Source organism: Bacteroides faecium (assembly GCF_012113595.1).
GTDB lineage: Bacteria > Bacteroidota > Bacteroidia > Bacteroidales > Bacteroidaceae > Bacteroides > Bacteroides faecium.
Genome location: NZ_CP050831.1, coordinates 2,942,347 through 2,961,535 on the forward strand (window position 1 = coordinate 2,942,347; position 19,189 = coordinate 2,961,535).

The following is a 19,189-nucleotide window of genomic DNA, read 5'->3' on the forward strand; positions in this document are numbered from 1 at the left end:
GTTGAAAACATCCTATACAGATGCGTAAATTAAAGAATATGTGGATTGTTGCCTGTCTTTTGCAGGTAAGTGTGGTCTGGGCCGAAAAAGCACCGGTCGATTATGTGAATCCGTTGATGGGAACCCTGTCCGATTTTAAACTCTCTGCCGGCAACACATATCCGGCAGTGGCCATGCCATGGGGCATGAATTTCTGGGTACCACAGACCGGAAAGATGGGAGATGGCTGGCAGTATAAATATGACCAGTACCAGATTCGAGGCTTCAAACAGACCCATCAACCCAGTCCGTGGATTAACGATTACGGGCAGTTTTCACTCATGCCTGTCATTGGGAATAAAATAAACGAAGAAGAACGGGCAAGCTGGTTCTCTCACAAAGCCGAGACGGTGACGCCTTATTATTATGGTGTATACTTGGCCGACTATGATATTAGAACAGAGTTGGTTCCTACCGAGCGGGCGGTGCACTTTCGTTTCACGTTCCCACAGTCGGACTCTGCTGCTGTGGTGATTGATGCGTTCGACAAGGGATCGTATATACGTGTCGTTCCCGAAGAGAATAAGATTATAGGATATACCACCCGCAATAGTGGTGGCGTACCGGATAATTTCAAGAACTATTTTGTGATTCACTTCGATAAGCAACCCGTTTCATTCTCCGTGTGGAACAATGGAAAAACCGTTGCCGGACAAGAGCTGGAAAGCAATCATGTAGGTGCTGTTGTTCGCTTTTCCACTCAACGGGGAGAACAGGTACAAGCACGGGTGGCTTCCTCTTTCATCAGCTTCGAGCAAGCCGAGTTGAACCTGAAAGAACTAGGCGGCAGAAGTCTGGAACAACTGAAAGACGATGGAGAGAAAAAATGGAATGATGTATTGGGACGCATTGCTATTGATGCCGACGAAGATCAGAAACAGGTGTTCTATTCATGTCTTTACCGTTCCGTACTTTTCCCCCGTATGTTCTTCGAAATGGATTCAGCCGGAAAGCCGGTCCACTATAGCCCTTACAACGGCAAAGTATTGCCCGGATACATGTTTACCGATACAGGCTTCTGGGATACATTCCGTTGTTTGTTCCCGTTGCTGAATCTGGTGTATCCGTCCGTCAATCAACAGATGCAGGAGGGATTGCTGAATACGTACAAAGAAAGCGGATTCCTGCCGGAATGGGCTTCACCGGGACATCGTGATTGCATGGTGGGTAACAACTCGGCTTCCGTGGTAGCCGATGGCATACTGAAGGGTGTGACGCCGAAGAATTTATGGTCGGGATTGTACGACGCAATGGTGAAAAGTGCCAATAGTGAGCATCCTACCAGTACTTCGACAGGACGTCTGGGTTATGAATATTATAACAAACTGGGCTACATTCCTTACAACGTAGGCATCAAAGAAAATGCAGCCCGCACGCTGGAATATGCATACAATGACTGGTGCATCTGGCAGATTGCTAAATTGTTGGATCGTCCCCAAGCAGAACAGGAGTTATATCGCCAGCGTAGCATGAACTACAAGAACCTGTACGATGCTTCTCATAAGTTGATGCGCGGAAAGAATGAAGACGGAACATTCCAGGCTCCATTCAATCCATTCAAGTGGGGAGATGCGTTTACGGAGGGAAACAGTTGGCATTACTCCTGGTCTGTGTTTCATGACGTGGAGGGACTCATTCATTTGATGGATGGCAAGAAATCCTTTACCGGTATGTTGGATTCTGTGTTTTCCTTGCCGCCGGTGTTTGACGACAGCTATTATGGCTTCGTGATACACGAAATTCGTGAAATGCAGATTATGGATATGGGCAACTATGCGCATGGCAACCAGCCCATCCAGCACATGATTTATCTGTATAACTATGCGCAGGAACCCTGGAAAACCCAGTATTGGCTACGCGAAGTGATGAACCGGATGTATAAACCTACTCCCGACGGATATTGCGGAGACGAGGACAACGGACAGACTTCGGCCTGGTACGTATTCTCTGCCCTGGGCTTTTATCCGGTATGTCCCGGAAGCGGACAATATGTGGTCGGAGCTCCTTTGGTTCGCAAAGCTGTCATTACATTGGAGAACGGGAACAAGATAACTATACAAGCAGAAAACAACAATAAGAATAATCGCTATATACAGCGAATGATGATGAACGGGAAAGATTATACCCGTAACTACCTGAAACATGATGATTTGATAAAAGGCGGTAGCTTGAACTTTAAGATGGGGGATAAGCCCAACAAAAAGCGTGGTATAATGCCTCAAGATGCTCCTTATTCAATGTCCGGCCAACAGAAATAATCAGGTGACTGATCGTTTCATATATTAATTGAACACTATAATTGAATACTATGAAAATGAAAAGCTTTATTTATATCATGGGAATTGTCTTATTGGCGGTTTTCTGCTCTTGCGAAAAACAGGGAGAGCAGGATCAGGGAACGGAACAGGGAAAAGAACAAGGGCAGGGAGAGAAGCCGGAACCGGAATCACCCGAAGACGATGATTTAATAGTCACTCCGGGAATACGTGAGCAATTACGTGTGAACTATGCTAACGATGATCCCCGGCAATATCTGGTGGTTTTTACCACCGGTCTTTCCCGCAAGTGTCCTGTTTATCTCTGGGCGCATACCAATAGCTGGGACCCGGTGAATCATCCTCAACTGGCGGAACAAGTATCGACAGATATTCTGGAACCCTTGTTGAAACGCGGCATTGCAGTGGTCAGTTGGGAATCGGTCAATCAGGTAGAGACGAACACCCACATCAAGACCTGCGAAGCCGATATGAAACTTGTATATGCTTGGATGAAGGAACATGCGGATGAGTATCTACTGAATCTCGACAGCCTTTATGTGGGTGGCGGTTCTCGTGGTTCCATTGTTTCCTGGAGATTTATTCATGAGAATCCGGAGTTGGTCAAAGGTGGTTGGTTTGCCGAGGCCTTGCCTTATCCGGCAGGAACTTCCCCAGATATTATTTTGCCGATAACGAACGCTTCTCCTTATGTCCGGTTGACTTACAAATACAACCAGTCCACACATCCCGCCGAGGAAATCCATCATCCCAAATATGGATGGAAAGTATACCGGAAGTATCAGGAACTGGGCATTGAGAATAAAATTGAAGTTTTAGAAGATATGGGCGATGCATATTATAATGGCTTGTGGAAGTTTATCCGGAATTCGAAGTTAAAACCATCGTCGAAAGATAACAATTAAACATTGATTACTATAATTGGAAACTATGTATACAATGAAAACATCATGTATCGTGATGATCGTCATCTTCTTCTTTTGTTTGGTAGGTTGCCACAGCCCGGCTGACGCGGCTGATACGGAATCGGCACTGACAGAAGAACCGACCAAAGAGCCGGGAGAAGGATCCGAAGAACCTTCTTTGGTTGAAAACTGGGATTTGATTGAAATCACGCGTGCCGAAGTGGGGAACAGCAATTATGAAGAACTGCTCTATCTGGCTTCGCTTGCCGGACTTGTGAATCGCAACAGTCCCGAAATCTTTCTTCACTCCGGTCAAGCATACGCCAAATGGATGAACGAAATGAAAGCCTCCGGTTATACCTTTACGAAGAAAAGCCTGTCGGAGATAACTTCTTTGTTCCTGAACAGAGCGAAAGGGTATGTATTGGTGGATGATAAATTGGAGAAAACATACATTGCTGCAAGCCTTGCAGGAGTGCTTGATGCTGTGATACTGACAACGGATCTGGCCTCTAAAGCTCCTTATAACAGTCTGCAGAAACTGGCCGACGTGAGAGGTAAGGATGAGGCTTGGCTGGCCGACTATATAAAACAACATTCTTCACAATTCAACCTGAATGCGATTGTGAACAATGCTTCTTTCCCGTGGACAATGGTCGATTTTGCCATAGCGAACCGATATCCCTGGTGTAGCAATGCCAAAAGTGACGGTGCTGTGTTGCAAAAGCTTTATTATATGTTGAAACCCAATTCGCCTCATTACGGTTGGGGAGTACCCTATAATCTTGAACGCATGGATGTGCGGTTCGGATGCGAACATAATGGAGTATATACAGTGCCGGGTATTAACACCATGAGCCTTTCCATCCTGTCGTCCAAACAGTTGAAACCGTATGACCGACCGGCTTCGCTTGTGGAAGTCCCGGCACGAACAGGCGTGCATTATGCCACGATCGTATTCAGTGACGGAGACAATACGTCCTATATGCTCGATTTGTTTTCCCGGAATACCTATATCTCGCATCCGCGTGCACATGAGATTCCGCTTACCTGGATGTATCCCCCGACTCTGCGCACCAATATGGTTCCGGTGCACAACTGGTATCAGAAAAATCTGCCGGCAACCAACTGTTATGTCGGGGCATTGTCCGGTGCGGGTTATACATTCCCGTCTCATCATGAGTTTGTAGCCGACTATTTCCGCATGACGAATGGAATGTTGAAAGATTGCGGAATGCAGTATATGGTACTGATGGACGATGCGGAACTATTCACCGGTTCGTATGCCGGTTCGTATGAAACGTTTATGAAGCGGCATACCGGCAACTTGCCCGATATGAAAGGATTCTTGTATATGAACTATCTGGGATATGCCAAATGGCAGGGCGCTTATTTCTTTGCAGGAGATGTTCCGGTCGTTTCGTTCCGCTATTTCATGAAGAATGATGATAAGTTTACGGAACCTCATACTCCCGAAACCATCGCTGCGGCTTTGAACTCGGCTCCGCGTGACATTAACAGTATAGATGCCTATTCGGCAATTGTGGTACACGTCAATGCTCCGTCCAGTTACACGGTGGAAGATATGCTTGCATTTAAAAACTTATTAAACGAAAATGTAGTATTGGTGAATACGGAACAGTTCCTCGAACTTATCAGGAAGAATGTGAAAGGCAATAGAGGTTAATCCCTCTTTTATCATAGCGGTTAATGCTTTTTTGAGGATGTTAATCCACGGATTAACCCTAGTTCTAATCATTTCACCCATATATTTGAGAAAAAAACAGTATTCTTTTAGTAACCTAAAAAATTAATACCCAATGAAACAACTCTATTCATTATGTATGATTATGCTCCTGGCATCTGTTCTGGCAATAGATGTTATGGGACAAAAAACGACTCTGACTGTTACCGGTAAAGTAACGGATCTGGAGGGAGACCCACTGTCGGGAGTTTCGGTTGTTGTGCAGGGAACAACGCGCGGCACGATTACCAATATCGATGGAGCATACTCTATAAATGTACCGTCGAAACAGTCGGTGCTTGTTTTCTCGATGATTAGTATGAAAACTGTAGATCATCGCGTAGGCAATAGTACACAGATCAATATTATTATGGAAGAGGACGTGATTGGTTTAGGAGATGTAGAGGTGGTAGCCATCGGTTACGGCTCTATGCGTCGCTCGGACTTGACAGGTTCCATATCATCTATTAGTAAGGATGCATTGAGCGAACGTGCCATCACATCACTCGAAGATGCCATGAGAGGTAAGGCAGCCGGTATGCAGATTGTGCAGAATGACGGTGCTCCCGGTTCCGATTACACCATCCGTATTCGTGGTGCATCGTCCGTTAATGCTTCAAGTGCCCCGATTTTTGTTATCGACGGTGTGATTTGTGAAGATGCTTCTTCTCTGAATCCGGGCGATGTGGCATCCATTGAAATTCTAAAAGATGCTTCCTCAACCGCTATTTATGGTTCGCGTGGTGCGAACGGTGTCATCATGATTACCACACGCCAGGGAACCAATGATGGAAAAACACGGGTGGAGTTGTATGCTAATTTAGGTATGCAGCAGGCAGTACGCCAATTTGATATGCTCAATTCTTCGGAATATGCGTTAATGCGTTACAAGACCGGATGGAAATACTACCCCTACGGAACCGATCCGTCGACCATGAGCGATGGCATTGTCTATCGTGACAATCCGAACGGTGACGGTAACTATTGGGTACTTCCCGAAAGTTCAACTTATGCAGACTGGGAGTCGTATGGTGCCCCAGGTAGTACAAATACCGACTGGCAGGACTTGATGTTCCGCGATGCCCTGTATCAGGAATACCGCGTCAACGTTTCAGGTGGTAATAAGAATACCCGCTATTCGATATCCGGAGGCTATCTCAACCAGGAAGGTATCGTTGTTAATTCCGGTTTCGAACGTTTCACGGGAAGAATTAACCTTGTTCAGAAATTGAGTACTAACGTGACTCTGACCGCCAACATATCAGGTTCAAGAACTAAAAATTCCGGTTTGGCAACCGGCAGTTCCGATGGTCTGATGGTGAAATTGTTACGTCAGTCGCCTTTGAATTCTGCTACCTCATCCGGTATTACCGAAGGTACAGGTAGTGAAGAGGGACAAGTGGTTTCCAACCCATACGTACAAGTGCGTGATATTACCAACAATCGCTACAAAGATAATCTGACAGCACGTATGCAAGTTGAATGGAAAATACTTCGCGAACTCTCACTGCGTGTAGCAGGTACGTATGAGGACAACCATCAAAAAACAGATGTGTTTTATCCCGCTAATACCGAACAGGGATTTAAGGCGAACGGACGTGCCATTGTCAGCAATGCCGGAATTAAAAAGCTCTCTGGAGAAGCATTTCTTACCTACACCAATTCTTGGAAAGGCGGACATCGTCTCAATGTATTGGCAGGTAGCACGCTTGAAACCTATAACAATAATACAGTGCGTACTGAAACGCAGAATTTCCCTTCACTCAACCTTGGTGTGAATGGAATGGGGATGGGCGTCACTCCACAGATACCGACATCTTCAATTGTCAAGTGGAATATGGCATCATTCCTTGCACGTGCCGAATACAATTATAAGGAACGTTATCTGCTGACAGCCAGCTATCGTGCCGATGGTTCTTCACGTTTCGGTGCCGGTAATAAATGGGCGGGATTCCCGTCAGTTGGTCTGGCATGGCGTATCAACGAAGAGTCGTTTGTGAAAGACTTGGGAGTCTTCTATAACCTTAAGTTGCGTTTCGGTTATGGTCGCAGTGGTAACACAGCCATTCCTTCTTATCGCAGCCTTTCAACAATCGCTTCTTCATTCTATCCGATGTACGGTTCCGATCTTTCTTACGGCGCCAGCATTGACAGGCCGGCAAACGCGTCATTACGTTGGGAAACAACGGATATGGTCAATCTCGGACTGGATATGTCTTTCTTTAAAAACCGCCTGGCAATGACGGTGGATGTTTATCGCAAAAAGACCACCGACCTGCTGATTGAAAAGAATGCAGCATTGGCTACAGGATACGAAAAGGGATGGGCCAATATCGGAGCAGTCCGCAATCAGGGTATTGAGATTACCTTGGATGCTACCCCTATTCTGACTAAGAAATGGAACTGGACCTTGAATGCCAACATCGGCTTCAACCGTTCGAAAGTGCTTGATATCGGCCCTGGTGATGAAATGGGATTCGACCCGGGAGTTATTCCCGGTTCAGGAAACTTTGTCATGATCCGCAAGAACAAGAGCCTCGGACAGTGGTATGGTTATAAGATTGACGGTGTGTATGCTTCACAGCACGAAATCAATGAACAAGGGCTTACCGAAGTGCTCGGACAGAAGATTGCCAGCATACGTCCGGGAGATTATCGCTTCCGCGACCAGAACGGTGACGGTAAAATCACTTCTGCCGACCTCGTATTACTGGGAAGTGGCGAACCGGATTTCACAGGCGGTTTGACGAACACAGTTTCTTATAAGAACCTGTCATTGAGCGTAGCTATGCAGTTCAGTTACGGAGCAACTGTTTTCAACGCCAACCTTCATTCATTGACAAGTGGACGTGACGGTCATAATCAGATTGCTGAAATGAATACCAAGTCCTGGTCGCCGACACTTTATGATGCAGATGGTAACGTATTCTTTGCCGGTAACAACGAAGCCAAATATCGTATGCCGGGTGGGGTGGCACTCAACTACTGTACATCCAAGATGCTTGAAGACGGTTCGTTCCTCCGTATTGGAGACATCACGCTGGCCTACGCACTTGGAAAGAAAGTAGCCAAGAAAGTCGGTATGCAGAACATCAAACTGTTTGCTTCGGTCAAGAACCTTTGCGTATTTACTAAATATACGGGATTTGACCCGGAAGTAAACACTCGTCAGGGACAGACGGGCGACTTGATGCCGAGTCTCGACTACAGTGCTTATCCGCGCAATCGTTCTTATTCTGTCGGTTTCAATTTTATTTTCTGATTTGTTTAACACCCTGAATATTGAATTCCATGAAAAAATATATCATACTATTATTGGCTACTACGTTCCTACTCGGAACTTCCGTTTCGTCTTGTACCAATTTCTTGGAAGAGAAGCCGGAGTCTGAATTCGATGAAGGAACTTTCTATAAGACTGTCGAATCTTTGAAAGTAGGGGCAGTCGGTGCGTTTTCTACGCTGCGCTATATGTATAACGTCGGCACCAATACCCCGTTATTTGTCGGTATGGTGGGTACGGACGAGTGTATGTATCCCAATGAAACGAACCTGCGTGGTTTTATCGACCGCTACACATATACGCCTACCGATGGCTGTATCAAGCAATTCTGGTTTCGCTACTACCGGTTGATTACCGCCTGCAACACTGTTATCTACAAAGCACAGGGAATCGAAGGAGAAGCTAAACTAATTAACCGCTATGTGGCTAATGTACGCTTTTTACGTGCATGGGGATATTTCAACCTGGTGCAGACTTTCGGAGCCGTGCCTTTGATGACCGATCATGTGACGGAGCTGACTTACGACATGGGACGTACACCGGTAGCAGAAGTTTATCAACTCATTGAAGATGATTTATTGTTCTGTTTGGGCGAAGATGTTCTGCCTAAAGAAATAGATGGCGGTTGGGCGAATTACTGGGCTGCCAAAACATTGCTGGCAAAAGTATATATTACGATGGCTTCGGCACGTGCCGCCGATCGTGTAGCCGGTTACGAGCAGATTGAACAGACAGATAAAAAACTTTATGGTGATGCATTGGCACTGTTGCAAGATGTAATCACCAACAGCGGACGTGACCTGGAACCGGTCTACGGAGATGTCTTTAAAATTGAAAATAAGAACATCAATAAAGAGACGATTTGGGAAATACAGTTTAGCGCACAGAATCCTTATGGCTCACAATGGCCGAAAGAATATGGTGCCCGTGCAATTAATACCGACGGACAGAAACTTTACGGCGGCTGGCGTACAAATGCCATTGCCGGACAATGTAACCTTAAATATGTTCCCTCATTCTGGAACTATTATGATGCCAATGGTTACGACAAGCGTCGGGAGTGGAATCTGGCCGATTATGTGATTGACTTTGATAAGACCAATAATAGCCCGATAGCACAGAAACCCATGACGGAGCTAAGCGGTAAACCGCAACCCGGAGACAATGCGAAGTCTGTAACGAACAGTGGTGTCACCAAATATCGTTGGGGAGCTACCTGGAAAGATGAACATACCAACTTTGTGTATTCCAACTGTCCGAACAATATCCTCGTACTGCGTTTTGCCGATGTACTGCTAATGTATGCCGAAGCCGATTTGATGTTGAACAACGGTTCACCGTCCGATGAGGGTGTGGAAGCAATGAATCGCATCGTGCAACGTGCCCGCGGATTAAATCAGGGAGTTGCTGTCACTGAAGACGATACCCCCGGATTTGGGAATTACGATACGTATACACTCGAAGATGTTTTGTTGGAGCGCGCCCGTGAACTTTGCTTCGAACGCTGGCGTTGGTATGACCTGGCACGTACCGGTATGCTTGAGCACTTCCTGGAAAACCGTAATGGTTTTAGTACGACGAAAACCAGCTTCGACAGTGATAAGAATTATTTGTTCCCCATTCCGTTGAGCGAGATACAGATCTCGACGAATAAAGACGGAATGTATCAGAATCCTAATTATTAATGGGATAGTAATTATGCTTCTTTCTGTTTTAATAAGACGGGATATTGCAGAACTTGATAAAACTAACAGTCTGTCCGGATATTCCCTTGGGGAGATTTAATCGGGCTTTAAAAATCTTGAATCAATGAAACAAATAAAATATTTATCCTTTATCCCTTTTCTGGCTCTTCTCTGCTTGATGACGGGATGTGAAAATGACAAAGATGTGTATTACCCTTATGTCAATGTTCCGCTTACTACGCACAATCCGGTGCTCGTTGAGGGAGAAGTCCTGCATATCGGTATTGGTTTGGACGGTGTGAATTATCGTGTAGAGAGTGATAATGAGGATGTGGTGACTGCCGAGGTGGTCGGCAACGAAATACTGTTGACAGGCGGTGACATAGGTAGCACCATCGTTCGCCTTTCGGATGATAGCTACAATCGTGCTCTCATGACGGTTGAAGTACGTAAACTTCAGGAACTGACACTCGAATCGCTTCCGGAGGGAGTGGAAGTATTGCGTCTGGATAATGACGGTGTTATTCTTCGTGAAATGAAAATCCTGACCGGTAATGGCGGTTATACAGTAACTAATTCAGCTCCTGAAGCCATCAGCGCTGAAATTGTGGAAGACCCCGACGTAACAGGAGGATATAAACTGATACTTGGCGGTAAAGCGAATGTCGATCAGGCAACGATTACTGTGATAGATTCCCGAAACATGTCAGCTACTCTTAAAGTGCGGGTGACGAATCCGATTCGCCCTGTTCTGTTTGATAAAGAGGGGACTCTTGAGGGAGAATATGTGTACGAGGGTACGCCTCAACAGATTTCTTTCAATATCACTTCCGGTAATGGCGGCTATACCGTTAAATCTCAGAATGAGGGGGTAGCTACTGTGGCAATATCCGGCACCACAGTAACTGTTACCGTGGTAGGTGATGGTGGTACAACCATCACTGTGACCGACCAGGAAAAGGAAAGCCGTTCTATAGACTTATGGGTACCACTCAATCTCGACGACCCGACGCCACGTATTTATTGGGATGGTTATCGTGCCGATATTAACACGGTCGGAGTTTCCAGTAACGGATCTTATGCAACGCCAAAAGATATGTACTGGTATCAACAAAACGGTGAAGTGAAAGATACATATTATGTCTACTTTAACGGTGGTTGGGCAAACAATTTAAATTGTGTGAATGCTGCTAACCGTAATCCGAAGTTTGAAACGACTATCAATGACACTAAGACTTCGTACACAGACAAAACAGCCTCTGCCGTTAAACTGACCGAGTTTATTTTGGAAAAACGTATCGGTACAGGTCCGACGAGCCATCCGCATGTCTATTTCATCTCTTTAAAAACAGAAGATGGTAAGCGTGGATTTATAGTGCATCGTTGGAATGAATAATAAATACAAATAGGTTTTTAGTTTTTTTCAGGGTATGAATATGAGGGTCGGATGCTATATTGCTCCGGCCCTCTATATTTTGATAGAGCATATAAAATTAGAGACTGCCTTTCGGTAATACCACGAAAACAACTATCTTTGCTAACTGTTTATTATACACATAACCTAACAACATTATGCAGTATGAACTATAATTTTGATGAAATAATAAACCGTAACGGTACAGATTCCGTAAAATGGGATGCGGTAGAAAGTCGTTGGGGACGCAAGGACTTGATTCCGATGTGGGTAGCTGACATGGATTTCCGTACAGCCCCTTTTGTGATAGACGCTTTGAAAAAACGCCTGGAGCATGAAGTGCTCGGATATACTTTTGCCTGCAAAGAATGGTCGGAATCCATTATCAACTGGTTACAGGCACGCCACGGGTGGACGGTAAGTGAGGAGATGCTGACATTTACTCCCGGCATTGTTCGTGGATTGGCTTTTGCTATCCACTGCTTTACGCAGAAAGGGGATAAGGTCATGGTGATGCCGCCTGTTTATCATCCATTCTTTTTGGTAACTCAGAAGAACGAACGAGAAGTCGTATTCAGTCCGTTAGTGCTGAAAGACGGACAATATTATATTGATTTTGACCGTTTCCGCCAAGATATTCAGGGCTGCAAACTGCTTATTTTGAGTAACCCTCATAATCCGGGCGGACGTGTATGGACAAAAGAGGAACTGGCTCAAATAGCCGATATTTGCTATGAAAGCGGTACATTAATCATCTCTGACGAGATTCATGCCGACTTGACTTTGCCGCCATACAAGCATCCTACGTTCGCTCTTATCTCGGAAAAAGCGCGGATGAATTCACTCGTCTTTATGTCTCCAAGCAAAGCGTTTAATATGCCGGGGTTGGCAAGCTCTTATGTAATCATAGAAAATGAGGAGCTTCGTCACCGTTTCCAGACATATATGGAAGCAAGCGAGTTCAGTGAAGGGCATCTGTTTGCTTACCTAAGTGTAGCGGCTGCTTACAGTCATGGTACGGAATGGCTTGAACAAGTACTTGCTTATATCAAGGAAAATGTAGACTTCACCGAAAACTATCTGAAAGAGCATATTCCTGCCATCAAGATGATTCGTCCGCAAGCTTCCTACCTTATCTTTTTAGATTGCCGCGAATTAGGACTAAATCAGGAAGAACTGAACCGCCTTTTCATAGAAGATGCTCATCTGGCATTGAACGACGGAGCAACATTTGGTAAGGAAGGCGAAGGCTTTATGCGGTTGAATATTGCTTGTCCGCGTGCTACATTAGAACGTGCGTTGAAGCAGTTGGAACAGGCGGTAATAAGCTTAAAGTAACCTCTTTGGAATGGGATTATTACACTAGAATTATTCTCACCGAAATGAGAAATAATTCTCATCACGATGAGAATATTTTCTCATAGGTATGAAAATATTTTGAGAAAAATAAGAGCGTAATCAGTTGATTACTATGTAGCTAGAAATGCTTGTGTATTGTCCTGTAATCAGAGATAAAGAAGTAGAGACTAACCTAAATTATAAAATAAGCCCCTTTTCTACTAAATTCGGAAAAGGGGCTTGTCTTTTGGATTAAGAAGTTAAGAAATCAAATAAAGATAAACACTTACTTCTGCATCAAATCTACCGGAATCAACCGCACTTCACTATTCAAGCCGGAAGGCAGCGGACTCCAATGCCCGTAATTAGCCGGGCGATAGTTTAAATCGACAATATTGATTTCTTTAAACTTGCGCCACTGCACTCCCTGTCTGTCCAGTTCTGCTATTCGGTTTGCAGGAAGGTTAGTGACTTCTATTTCGATGTGGTTTTTTCCGGATTTCAGCAAATGACCTACTCTCAACTGATAAGGTACTGCCCACACACAACCCGCTTCCTGTCCGTTGATGCGGACACGGGCACTTTCGCGTACATTGCCCAAGTCAAGTATCCAGTCGTCAGCTTTTAGAGCAGGCAGCTCGATATCCAATGAATACACTCCGGTTCCCATATTGATTTTGGCTGCCGGATGATTGATGCTTGTCCATGAAGACGGGCGGTCTATGTCGAATGTACCTTGAACTTCCGGTTTGCTTTCGGCAAAGTGCAGTTTCCAGCCATGGTCAAGGCTGAGACTGAAAGGTTGTTCCTTTATATATCTCCACGGTTTGGAAGCTTGTAAAGGCTGTTGATAAGTTTGCAGGATAACCGATTCGCCGGATTTCAGTTGCAGATAAACTTGTGTCTTGCCGTCTGCCTGGCGGATAAGGGCTTCTCCACATTCCCCGGTCATAGGGTTGAAGAGGGCGGCTGCGATTGCATGCGTTCCTAAGGTAACCCAGCCATCCACTCCTTTGTCTTGCAGGGAAGAGATGAAGTAATGATGTCCTGTGTCATTCACTCTCCGGATAGTTTGCAGGCCGAATTTAGTTTTCATTTCCTCGCAAGGAATATGGCAACTGGCCAATGTGCGCGCATAATCCGTTCCTGTGATAATCTTTCCCTTTCCAACCGGAGTGACGGTTGTCTCGGAGAAAGAGACAGACGGAAGTTGACGGAGCGTACGTTGGTAACTCTTACGTTTCTGTTCCAGTCGGGCATATCCCGGTACATCTGTCGGATAGTTTTCGAGGAATACGATAGTAGCTCCCTGTTTTGCCAGTTCTACAAGATGCGCCAACACATCATCCGGCATCAGATGGGCGGCAGGCACTACCAATGCTTTGTAACCCGTTCCGCCCGAAGTAACCAACTGTCCGTCCTTGAAACGCGTGCTGCGGATGAAGTTGTCGGAGATGTAATCCCCGTCGTATCCGCTGTTGTTGATGCGGTGGATAGCATCAATAAATTTGGGAGCCAGTTTATCCATGTGGTGGATGGTGAACAATAACAATCGTCCCGGTTGTTCGTTCCACATATCATATACCGGAAGATAAATCAAGAAATCATTATCCGGCCGTCCCATTTGCAGAAAGCTCTGGCAGCGGGTGATATAATTGAAAAAAGAAGGAGCGTCACGCCAGATACTATTCGTCGGATTCATATTGATAGACGCATAGAACAACCAACCCGGCCATTCGGCTTCTTTCGGAGAATAAGGTGTCCCATGAAAGAACATATGATTGACACCGGAAACAAACATCAAGTCCATATCCGGCTTGCATTGTGATAGGGAAGTGCGGAAATGCTCCGTCAGCCAAGTGAATGTTTCGGAAGAAGTATAGGTCTTACCTGCAATGTGTGCGGCCGAAGACGCATATTTCAACATAGACAAGTCCGAATCATTCTTTTTGGTCAGTGAATCCTGACGCAATCCTTCGATATGGAACTGTGACAGTCCGAATCCTTCACATTCGGGAATATCTACGGCTGCGTAAATATCAATCAGATTACCCGGTGAGCCGTGTGCCTGGTTGCGGGTGATGCTACCGTTTTTGTGTGCCCAGTCTGTCCATTGACAGGTGAAGTTCTCCAATAACAAGTCGGAAATCGTCTCCCGATAATCGGACAGGATACGTCTGCTGACTTCGGGACGGCTTTCATCCAGAAATTCAGGGAAATGCTCTTCCAGTTTATATCCCCGTCTGCGGGCGAACTGTTCCAAGAAATCGTCTGTCCAGTCTGCTTGATACACCTCGTAAGAGTCGTTGAAGAATGTATGTGGATAGCTTGTCTTGCTACTCTTGAATGCACGGTCGAAGCGGGAAAGATAGTTCTTGACAGCTTTCTTTGACAGGTGGTTCATGACGTATCCTTCCCCGCCCGGTGCTGCACGTTTCACTTTCTGCCGTGTCTTTCCAATGTAGAGAGCTACCACTTTCCATTTACCGGCAGGGGCTTTCCATTGTAACTTGTCTTTTTTGACATGAGAAGTCAGATTAAGACACTCGCCATTTTCATTATAAGCCATTACCCGGCTTAATACGGAATATGGCTGTTGTTTTTTATCAGTCACGTTGATATCCTGAGCAATCTCTTTGCCGCCCTCTATTTCATAAGTTTGGAAGATTGCCTTGGTAGCTGCGTCTTCAATGCTGACTTCCGGCCCGCCAAAAGGCCAGCCCGTGCCCGTATTCATGTCGATTTCGACACCTGTGCGTTTACCTTCCGCCTGTGTATGCTTGAGCACTTCCATCCAACGGGGGGAGAGGAACTGTATATCGTTTGCGTCATTCCCTTGCACGCCGTAGATAGGAGTGATTTCCACCGCACCCATGCCGGCACGTGCGTATTCTTCCAAGTTGTATGTCAGATTCTTTTCGTCTACGGCACTTCCCAGCCACCACCATCGGGTGCCGGGACGTGCTTCTGCCGGAACGTCCGGCCACTGTTGTGCTTGTACAACTCCGCCTGTTGCAAGCAGGCAGAGGAATATCAATTGTTTCTTATTCATCATTCTTTCGGCGTATTATAATATTCTATGTTTTCTACATCATCGGTTACAAAGAGCGGTCGTCCGTCCGGTTGTTCAAAATGGAAGCGGATACCGTCGAAAGTGATGTTCCGTGCATGGCGGATATAAAATCCTTTGGCGGGAATCGTGCCGAACATCCACGGTTCGGGATATACTTTCTCCTGTTCGGGCGGAACACGCTTGCCGTCTTCCGCGCTGTATCCACCTTTATAATATAGGTGGATATTACGGAAAGTGACGTCCTCGATGCAAGCACCCGGCACGCCGCTGATAATGGAAGCATACCGGCTGTCGGCATTCCATACATTGATGTCGCTGATAAGGATACGTTTCATTGTACCTACGGGCGTACCTTCCGGACTGCGCATACGTGCGCCCAGTCTCAGAAAGATAGGAGCATTGACAATATTCCTCATCGTGATATTGCTGATAACAATATCTTCCAGACGTCCCCCGTCTACGGTTTCCAATGCCAGACCCCTGCAATGCTCGAAGATACAATTAGTAATCGCAATATTACGGAATCCGCCGCTACTTTCTGTGCCGAACTTGATACGTCCCGTGCGGTAACCGTGGTCGGGAGCCTGGGGCTCGTCCAGTTGCCAGGTTCCGTTCATTACGCTTCCCTGGTCAAAACCGCTCACATAACAATCACTGATAGTCACATTCTCCGTATCCTGAAAACGCCCTAACCCGTAAGAGGCTTTCAATACAATGGCATCGTCCCAGGGAGCATTTACCGTGCACTGGCTGATACGCACATTCCGGCAACAGTCAATATCGAATCCATCGCGGTTGGTATCTACTTTCAGATTCAAGATAGTCAGATGGTCTACCCCGGTGGCGAGCAGGGCGAAATGTCCGCAGTGAAGCATGGACAAATCCTTGAGCGTCACATTCCGGCAATCTTTCAGACTGATAGCCTTGTTGCCTACACCCGGCAGACGGCTTTCTTCGCGGGTCAATCCTTTACCGTAGATAAGTCCGGAACCACTGATGGTTATATTTTCCAGTCCGATTCCCCAAATCAAAGAGTTCTTCCAATGGCTGTGCCCGAAGTCCTGGAACTTATTATGCTCGTTCGGTTCAGCGGTATCATATCCTTCCTCTTTTCCGGGAAAGGCGGCAACGATGCGTGCGCCTTGTTCCAGATACAGGTGAATGTTGCTTTTTAACCGTATGGAATAACATGCATACTCTCCGGCAGGCAGGTAAACAGTTCCGCCACCGGCTTGTGCGGCAGCCTCAATCGCGCTGTTGATGGCGGGAGAATCAATCGTTTTTCCATCCGCTTTGGCTCCGAAATCCTTCACGTTGTAGATGGCTGCATAGCTGTAGATGCAACCCACTAAGAGACTGAATAGTAAATATATCCTTTTCATTTTTTGTCGGTTTGGGCAAAAATATCCGGTAACATATAGTAGTTATAATCCGCCTTCTCGTTCTGTTCGTAGAAGCAGAAATAAATCCTGCTGCCGGGAACGAGCGGGCAACGTCCCGCCAGTACGGGGCGGTCGGTCTTTTTACCTGATTCATAAAGCATCAGGGGAGTTTCGTCCTTGTGCCCGTTGCTCAGACGGATATCATCGGTGGGAGTGACTGCCTGTACAGTCCGTAATTTCATGCTTTCCCCATAATAGCAGGTGAAAGCCTGTCCTTCCACGCTAAACACATTCACGTCCGCATCCGGTTGGCAATCGCCGAAGCTCCAGAATAAGACATCGGCTTTGGGAGAGGATGCCACCTCTATTTCCAGTATAAATCCGCGGGTATCGGGCAAGGCTTTCCATTGGAAAGTAATCCCGGGTGTCTTTTCTTTAGGTTTCAGCCAGTGGCTTTCGTTTCCTTTCGATATTCCCAGCTTGAAAGTACCGGCGGGCGGTGTCAGAGACTGTGCTTGCGCATCAATGAGCAAGATTCCCAGCAGTACGATGGTCAGGAGTTGTTTCAGCATAGTTGAATTTAATATTACTTTGTTCATTTTCCTTTAGTTCGATAGCGTCTTTCTCTGTTACGTCCAATGTAATCTCCGACAGGTTGAAATTCTTCGTATAGCAGATTTTGCCCGGTTTCTTAGCCTGTGCTTCGATGGCGTAAAGATAGAAATTTTCCAGACGCAAAGAGTCGTTCCAACCCGAAGCGGAGATAAATTCGTCTACGTTTTCGGCTTTAATCCGCGATACATATACGTTGCGGAAGCGTGGGTATCCCTTTTCGGCTGGTTCCACCGGAGTTAGCATTACTTTCCAGTGTTCCGGGATTTCCTTGCCTTCATACTCTTTGGGCAGCGTGCTGTAACTGTAACTGGGGTTCCAGTTCAAGTCTGCCGCCAGTACGTGGCGGACGTTTTCGGCTTTTACATTGGTCATGTAGATATTTTCGATTGTCCCACCGCGGTTCATGGCGCTTTTCAGACGGAGCACGGCGGAAGTGCCGGCAGCTTCAAGATTATAGCCCAATACATTCCGGATACTGCCGGAAGTTTCGCTGCCGCAGGTGATAAGTCCTGCACCCTTACGGGCAATGCAATTGCGAATCACCACGTTCTCCGTAGGAAGATTCACCCGCAAACCGTCTGCGTCCCGTCCCGATTTGATACAGATATTGTCGTCGTTACAGTCTACATCGCAGTTCTCTATCAGAATGTTGCAGGAAGAATCTATGTCGATGCCGTCCGTACTCGGGCCGTGACCGCCTATATTATTGTTAATCGTCAGTCCGTCTATGGTGCAATAGTTGGAATAAAGAATCTGGCATCCCCAAAAGCCGGTACGCATCAGCGTGAATCCCTTTAAGGTGACATCCGAACTGCGTTCCACAAGAATACCCCGCACACGTTTGCAGTCGTAATCTACAATCCAGCGCAATCCTTTCGTTTCGTATTCTTTGCGCATTTCCCAATATTTGTCCCAAAATACTTTTCCCCGGCAGTCCAGAGTTCCTTCTCCGCTGACAGCAGCGTTCTTCTCATTGACAATGTTTATCACTGCCGCCGGCCATGTCATCTCGATACCCGCAATGCGCGAACGGAATTCGGGATAATGGTGGATATGGGGGCTGGCGAGTAGGGTGACGCCTTTGTCCAGTTGCAGGTTGACACCGCTTTTAATGAACAGTGCCCCGGTCTGATAAAATCCGGGTTGGAGAGTGACGGTTCCCCCGCCGGAGACGGCGCAACTGTCGATTGCTTTCTGGATAGCTTCCGTGCTGAGCACTGTGCTGTCCGCTACTGCGCCAAAAGAATTAGCGGATAAAATTAGGTCATTTCCGGGAGTTTTCCGGCTTCCTACGCTGTCCGCCCACGACAAATCCGGTTGCTGCGGAACCTGTCCCCATTCGAAGCTGTTGCTTCCTGCTTGTTTGGCTGGAGTACATGCTATAAAAAACGAGCCCGCTACGAGTAGGGGAAGGATGCTTTTTCTTTTCATATCGGTC

At 46.3% G+C, this 19,189-nt stretch carries 11 protein-coding genes; 7 read left to right on the forward strand and 4 right to left on the reverse strand.

Translation table 11 applies throughout. The features are described 5' to 3' along the window. The first annotated feature begins 20 nt into the window (after nt 1-20). The 7 genes from BacF7301_RS10455 (at nt 21) to BacF7301_RS10485 (ending at nt 12,681) form a co-directional block, all read left to right on the forward strand. Nucleotides 21-2,297: a GH92 family glycosyl hydrolase gene (locus BacF7301_RS10455; RefSeq protein WP_167962553.1), complete on the forward strand. Its 2,277-nt coding sequence runs from the start codon at nt 21-23 to the stop codon at nt 2,295-2,297. Between the two features lie 56 nt (nt 2,298-2,353). Beyond that, entirely contained in the window at nt 2,354-3,220 is an 867-nt protein-coding gene (locus BacF7301_RS10460; protein WP_167959397.1) for a hypothetical protein, read from the forward strand. A 34-nt stretch (nt 3,221-3,254) separates the two neighbouring features. Next, a complete protein-coding gene (locus BacF7301_RS10465) occupies nt 3,255-4,907 on the forward strand; it encodes a GxGYxYP domain-containing protein (protein ID WP_245208435.1) in 1,653 nt (550 codons plus the stop codon). A gap of 133 nt (nt 4,908-5,040) precedes the next feature. Then, the gene (locus BacF7301_RS10470) at nt 5,041-8,226 is read left to right on the forward strand and encodes a SusC/RagA family TonB-linked outer membrane protein (RefSeq protein ID WP_167962555.1); all 3,186 of its coding nucleotides are present in this window, start codon (nt 5,041-5,043) and stop codon (nt 8,224-8,226) included. 29 nt (nt 8,227-8,255) lie between these two features. Continuing rightward, complete coding sequence (locus BacF7301_RS10475) at nt 8,256-9,929, forward strand: RagB/SusD family nutrient uptake outer membrane protein (RefSeq protein ID WP_167962557.1); 1,674 nt, start codon at nt 8,256-8,258, stop codon at nt 9,927-9,929. A 124-nt stretch (nt 9,930-10,053) separates the two neighbouring features. Continuing rightward, a complete protein-coding gene (locus BacF7301_RS10480) occupies nt 10,054-11,325 on the forward strand; it encodes a hypothetical protein (protein WP_167962559.1) in 1,272 nt (423 codons plus the stop codon). Between the two features lie 183 nt (nt 11,326-11,508). After that, complete coding sequence (locus BacF7301_RS10485) at nt 11,509-12,681, forward strand: MalY/PatB family protein (RefSeq protein ID WP_167962561.1); 1,173 nt, start codon at nt 11,509-11,511, stop codon at nt 12,679-12,681. Nucleotides 12,682-12,967: 286 nt separating this feature from the next. Here BacF7301_RS10485 and BacF7301_RS10490 read toward each other — a convergent pair whose 3' ends face one another. From BacF7301_RS10490 to BacF7301_RS10505, 4 genes are read right to left on the reverse strand one after another with little or no spacing between them, the layout of a single operon-like run. Beyond that, nucleotides 12,968-15,733 (reverse strand): alpha-L-rhamnosidase, encoded by a 2,766-nt coding sequence (locus BacF7301_RS10490; protein ID WP_167967170.1) that lies wholly within the window; start codon nt 15,731-15,733, stop codon nt 12,968-12,970. Further along, nucleotides 15,733-17,136: a rhamnogalacturonidase gene (locus BacF7301_RS10495; protein WP_167962563.1), complete on the reverse strand. Its 1,404-nt coding sequence runs from the start codon at nt 17,134-17,136 to the stop codon at nt 15,733-15,735. Before BacF7301_RS10495 ends, BacF7301_RS10490 begins: the two co-directional genes overlap by 1 nt. Continuing rightward, nucleotides 17,133-17,708, reverse strand: coding sequence for a DUF4450 domain-containing protein (locus tag BacF7301_RS10500; RefSeq protein WP_167962565.1), 576 nt, complete (start codon nt 17,706-17,708; stop codon nt 17,133-17,135). The genes BacF7301_RS10495 and BacF7301_RS10500 overlap by 4 nt, the downstream gene beginning before the upstream one ends. Then, the gene (locus BacF7301_RS10505; protein WP_167962567.1) at nt 17,659-19,182 is read right to left on the reverse strand and encodes a glycoside hydrolase family 28 protein; all 1,524 of its coding nucleotides are present in this window, start codon (nt 19,180-19,182) and stop codon (nt 17,659-17,661) included. Before BacF7301_RS10505 ends, BacF7301_RS10500 begins: the two co-directional genes overlap by 50 nt. Nucleotides 19,183-19,189: the final 7 nt, after the last annotated feature.

Bases quoted from the DNA above. Each gene is read 5' to 3' on its own strand.
- BacF7301_RS10455 (WP_167962553.1), top strand. From the start codon at position 21: ATGCGTAAATTAAAGAATATGTGGATTGTTGCCTGTCTTTTGCAGGTA.
- BacF7301_RS10475 (WP_167962557.1), top strand. From the start codon at position 8,256: ATGAAAAAATATATCATACTATTATTGGCTACTACGTTCCTACTCGGA.
- BacF7301_RS10480 (WP_167962559.1), top strand. From the start codon at position 10,054: ATGAAACAAATAAAATATTTATCCTTTATCCCTTTTCTGGCTCTTCTC.
- BacF7301_RS10490 (WP_167967170.1), bottom strand. From the start codon at position 15,733: ATGAATAAGAAACAATTGATATTCCTCTGCCTGCTTGCAACAGGCGGA.
- BacF7301_RS10460 (WP_167959397.1), top strand. From the start codon at position 2,354: ATGAAAAGCTTTATTTATATCATGGGAATTGTCTTATTGGCGGTTTTC.
- BacF7301_RS10495 (WP_167962563.1), bottom strand. From the start codon at position 17,136: ATGAAAAGGATATATTTACTATTCAGTCTCTTAGTGGGTTGCATCTAC.
- BacF7301_RS10465 (WP_245208435.1), top strand. From the start codon at position 3,255: ATGAAAACATCATGTATCGTGATGATCGTCATCTTCTTCTTTTGTTTG.
- BacF7301_RS10470 (WP_167962555.1), top strand. From the start codon at position 5,041: ATGAAACAACTCTATTCATTATGTATGATTATGCTCCTGGCATCTGTT.
- BacF7301_RS10505 (WP_167962567.1), bottom strand. From the start codon at position 19,182: ATGAAAAGAAAAAGCATCCTTCCCCTACTCGTAGCGGGCTCGTTTTTT.
- BacF7301_RS10500 (WP_167962565.1), bottom strand. From the start codon at position 17,708: ATGCTGAAACAACTCCTGACCATCGTACTGCTGGGAATCTTGCTCATT.
- BacF7301_RS10485 (WP_167962561.1), top strand. From the start codon at position 11,509: ATGAACTATAATTTTGATGAAATAATAAACCGTAACGGTACAGATTCC.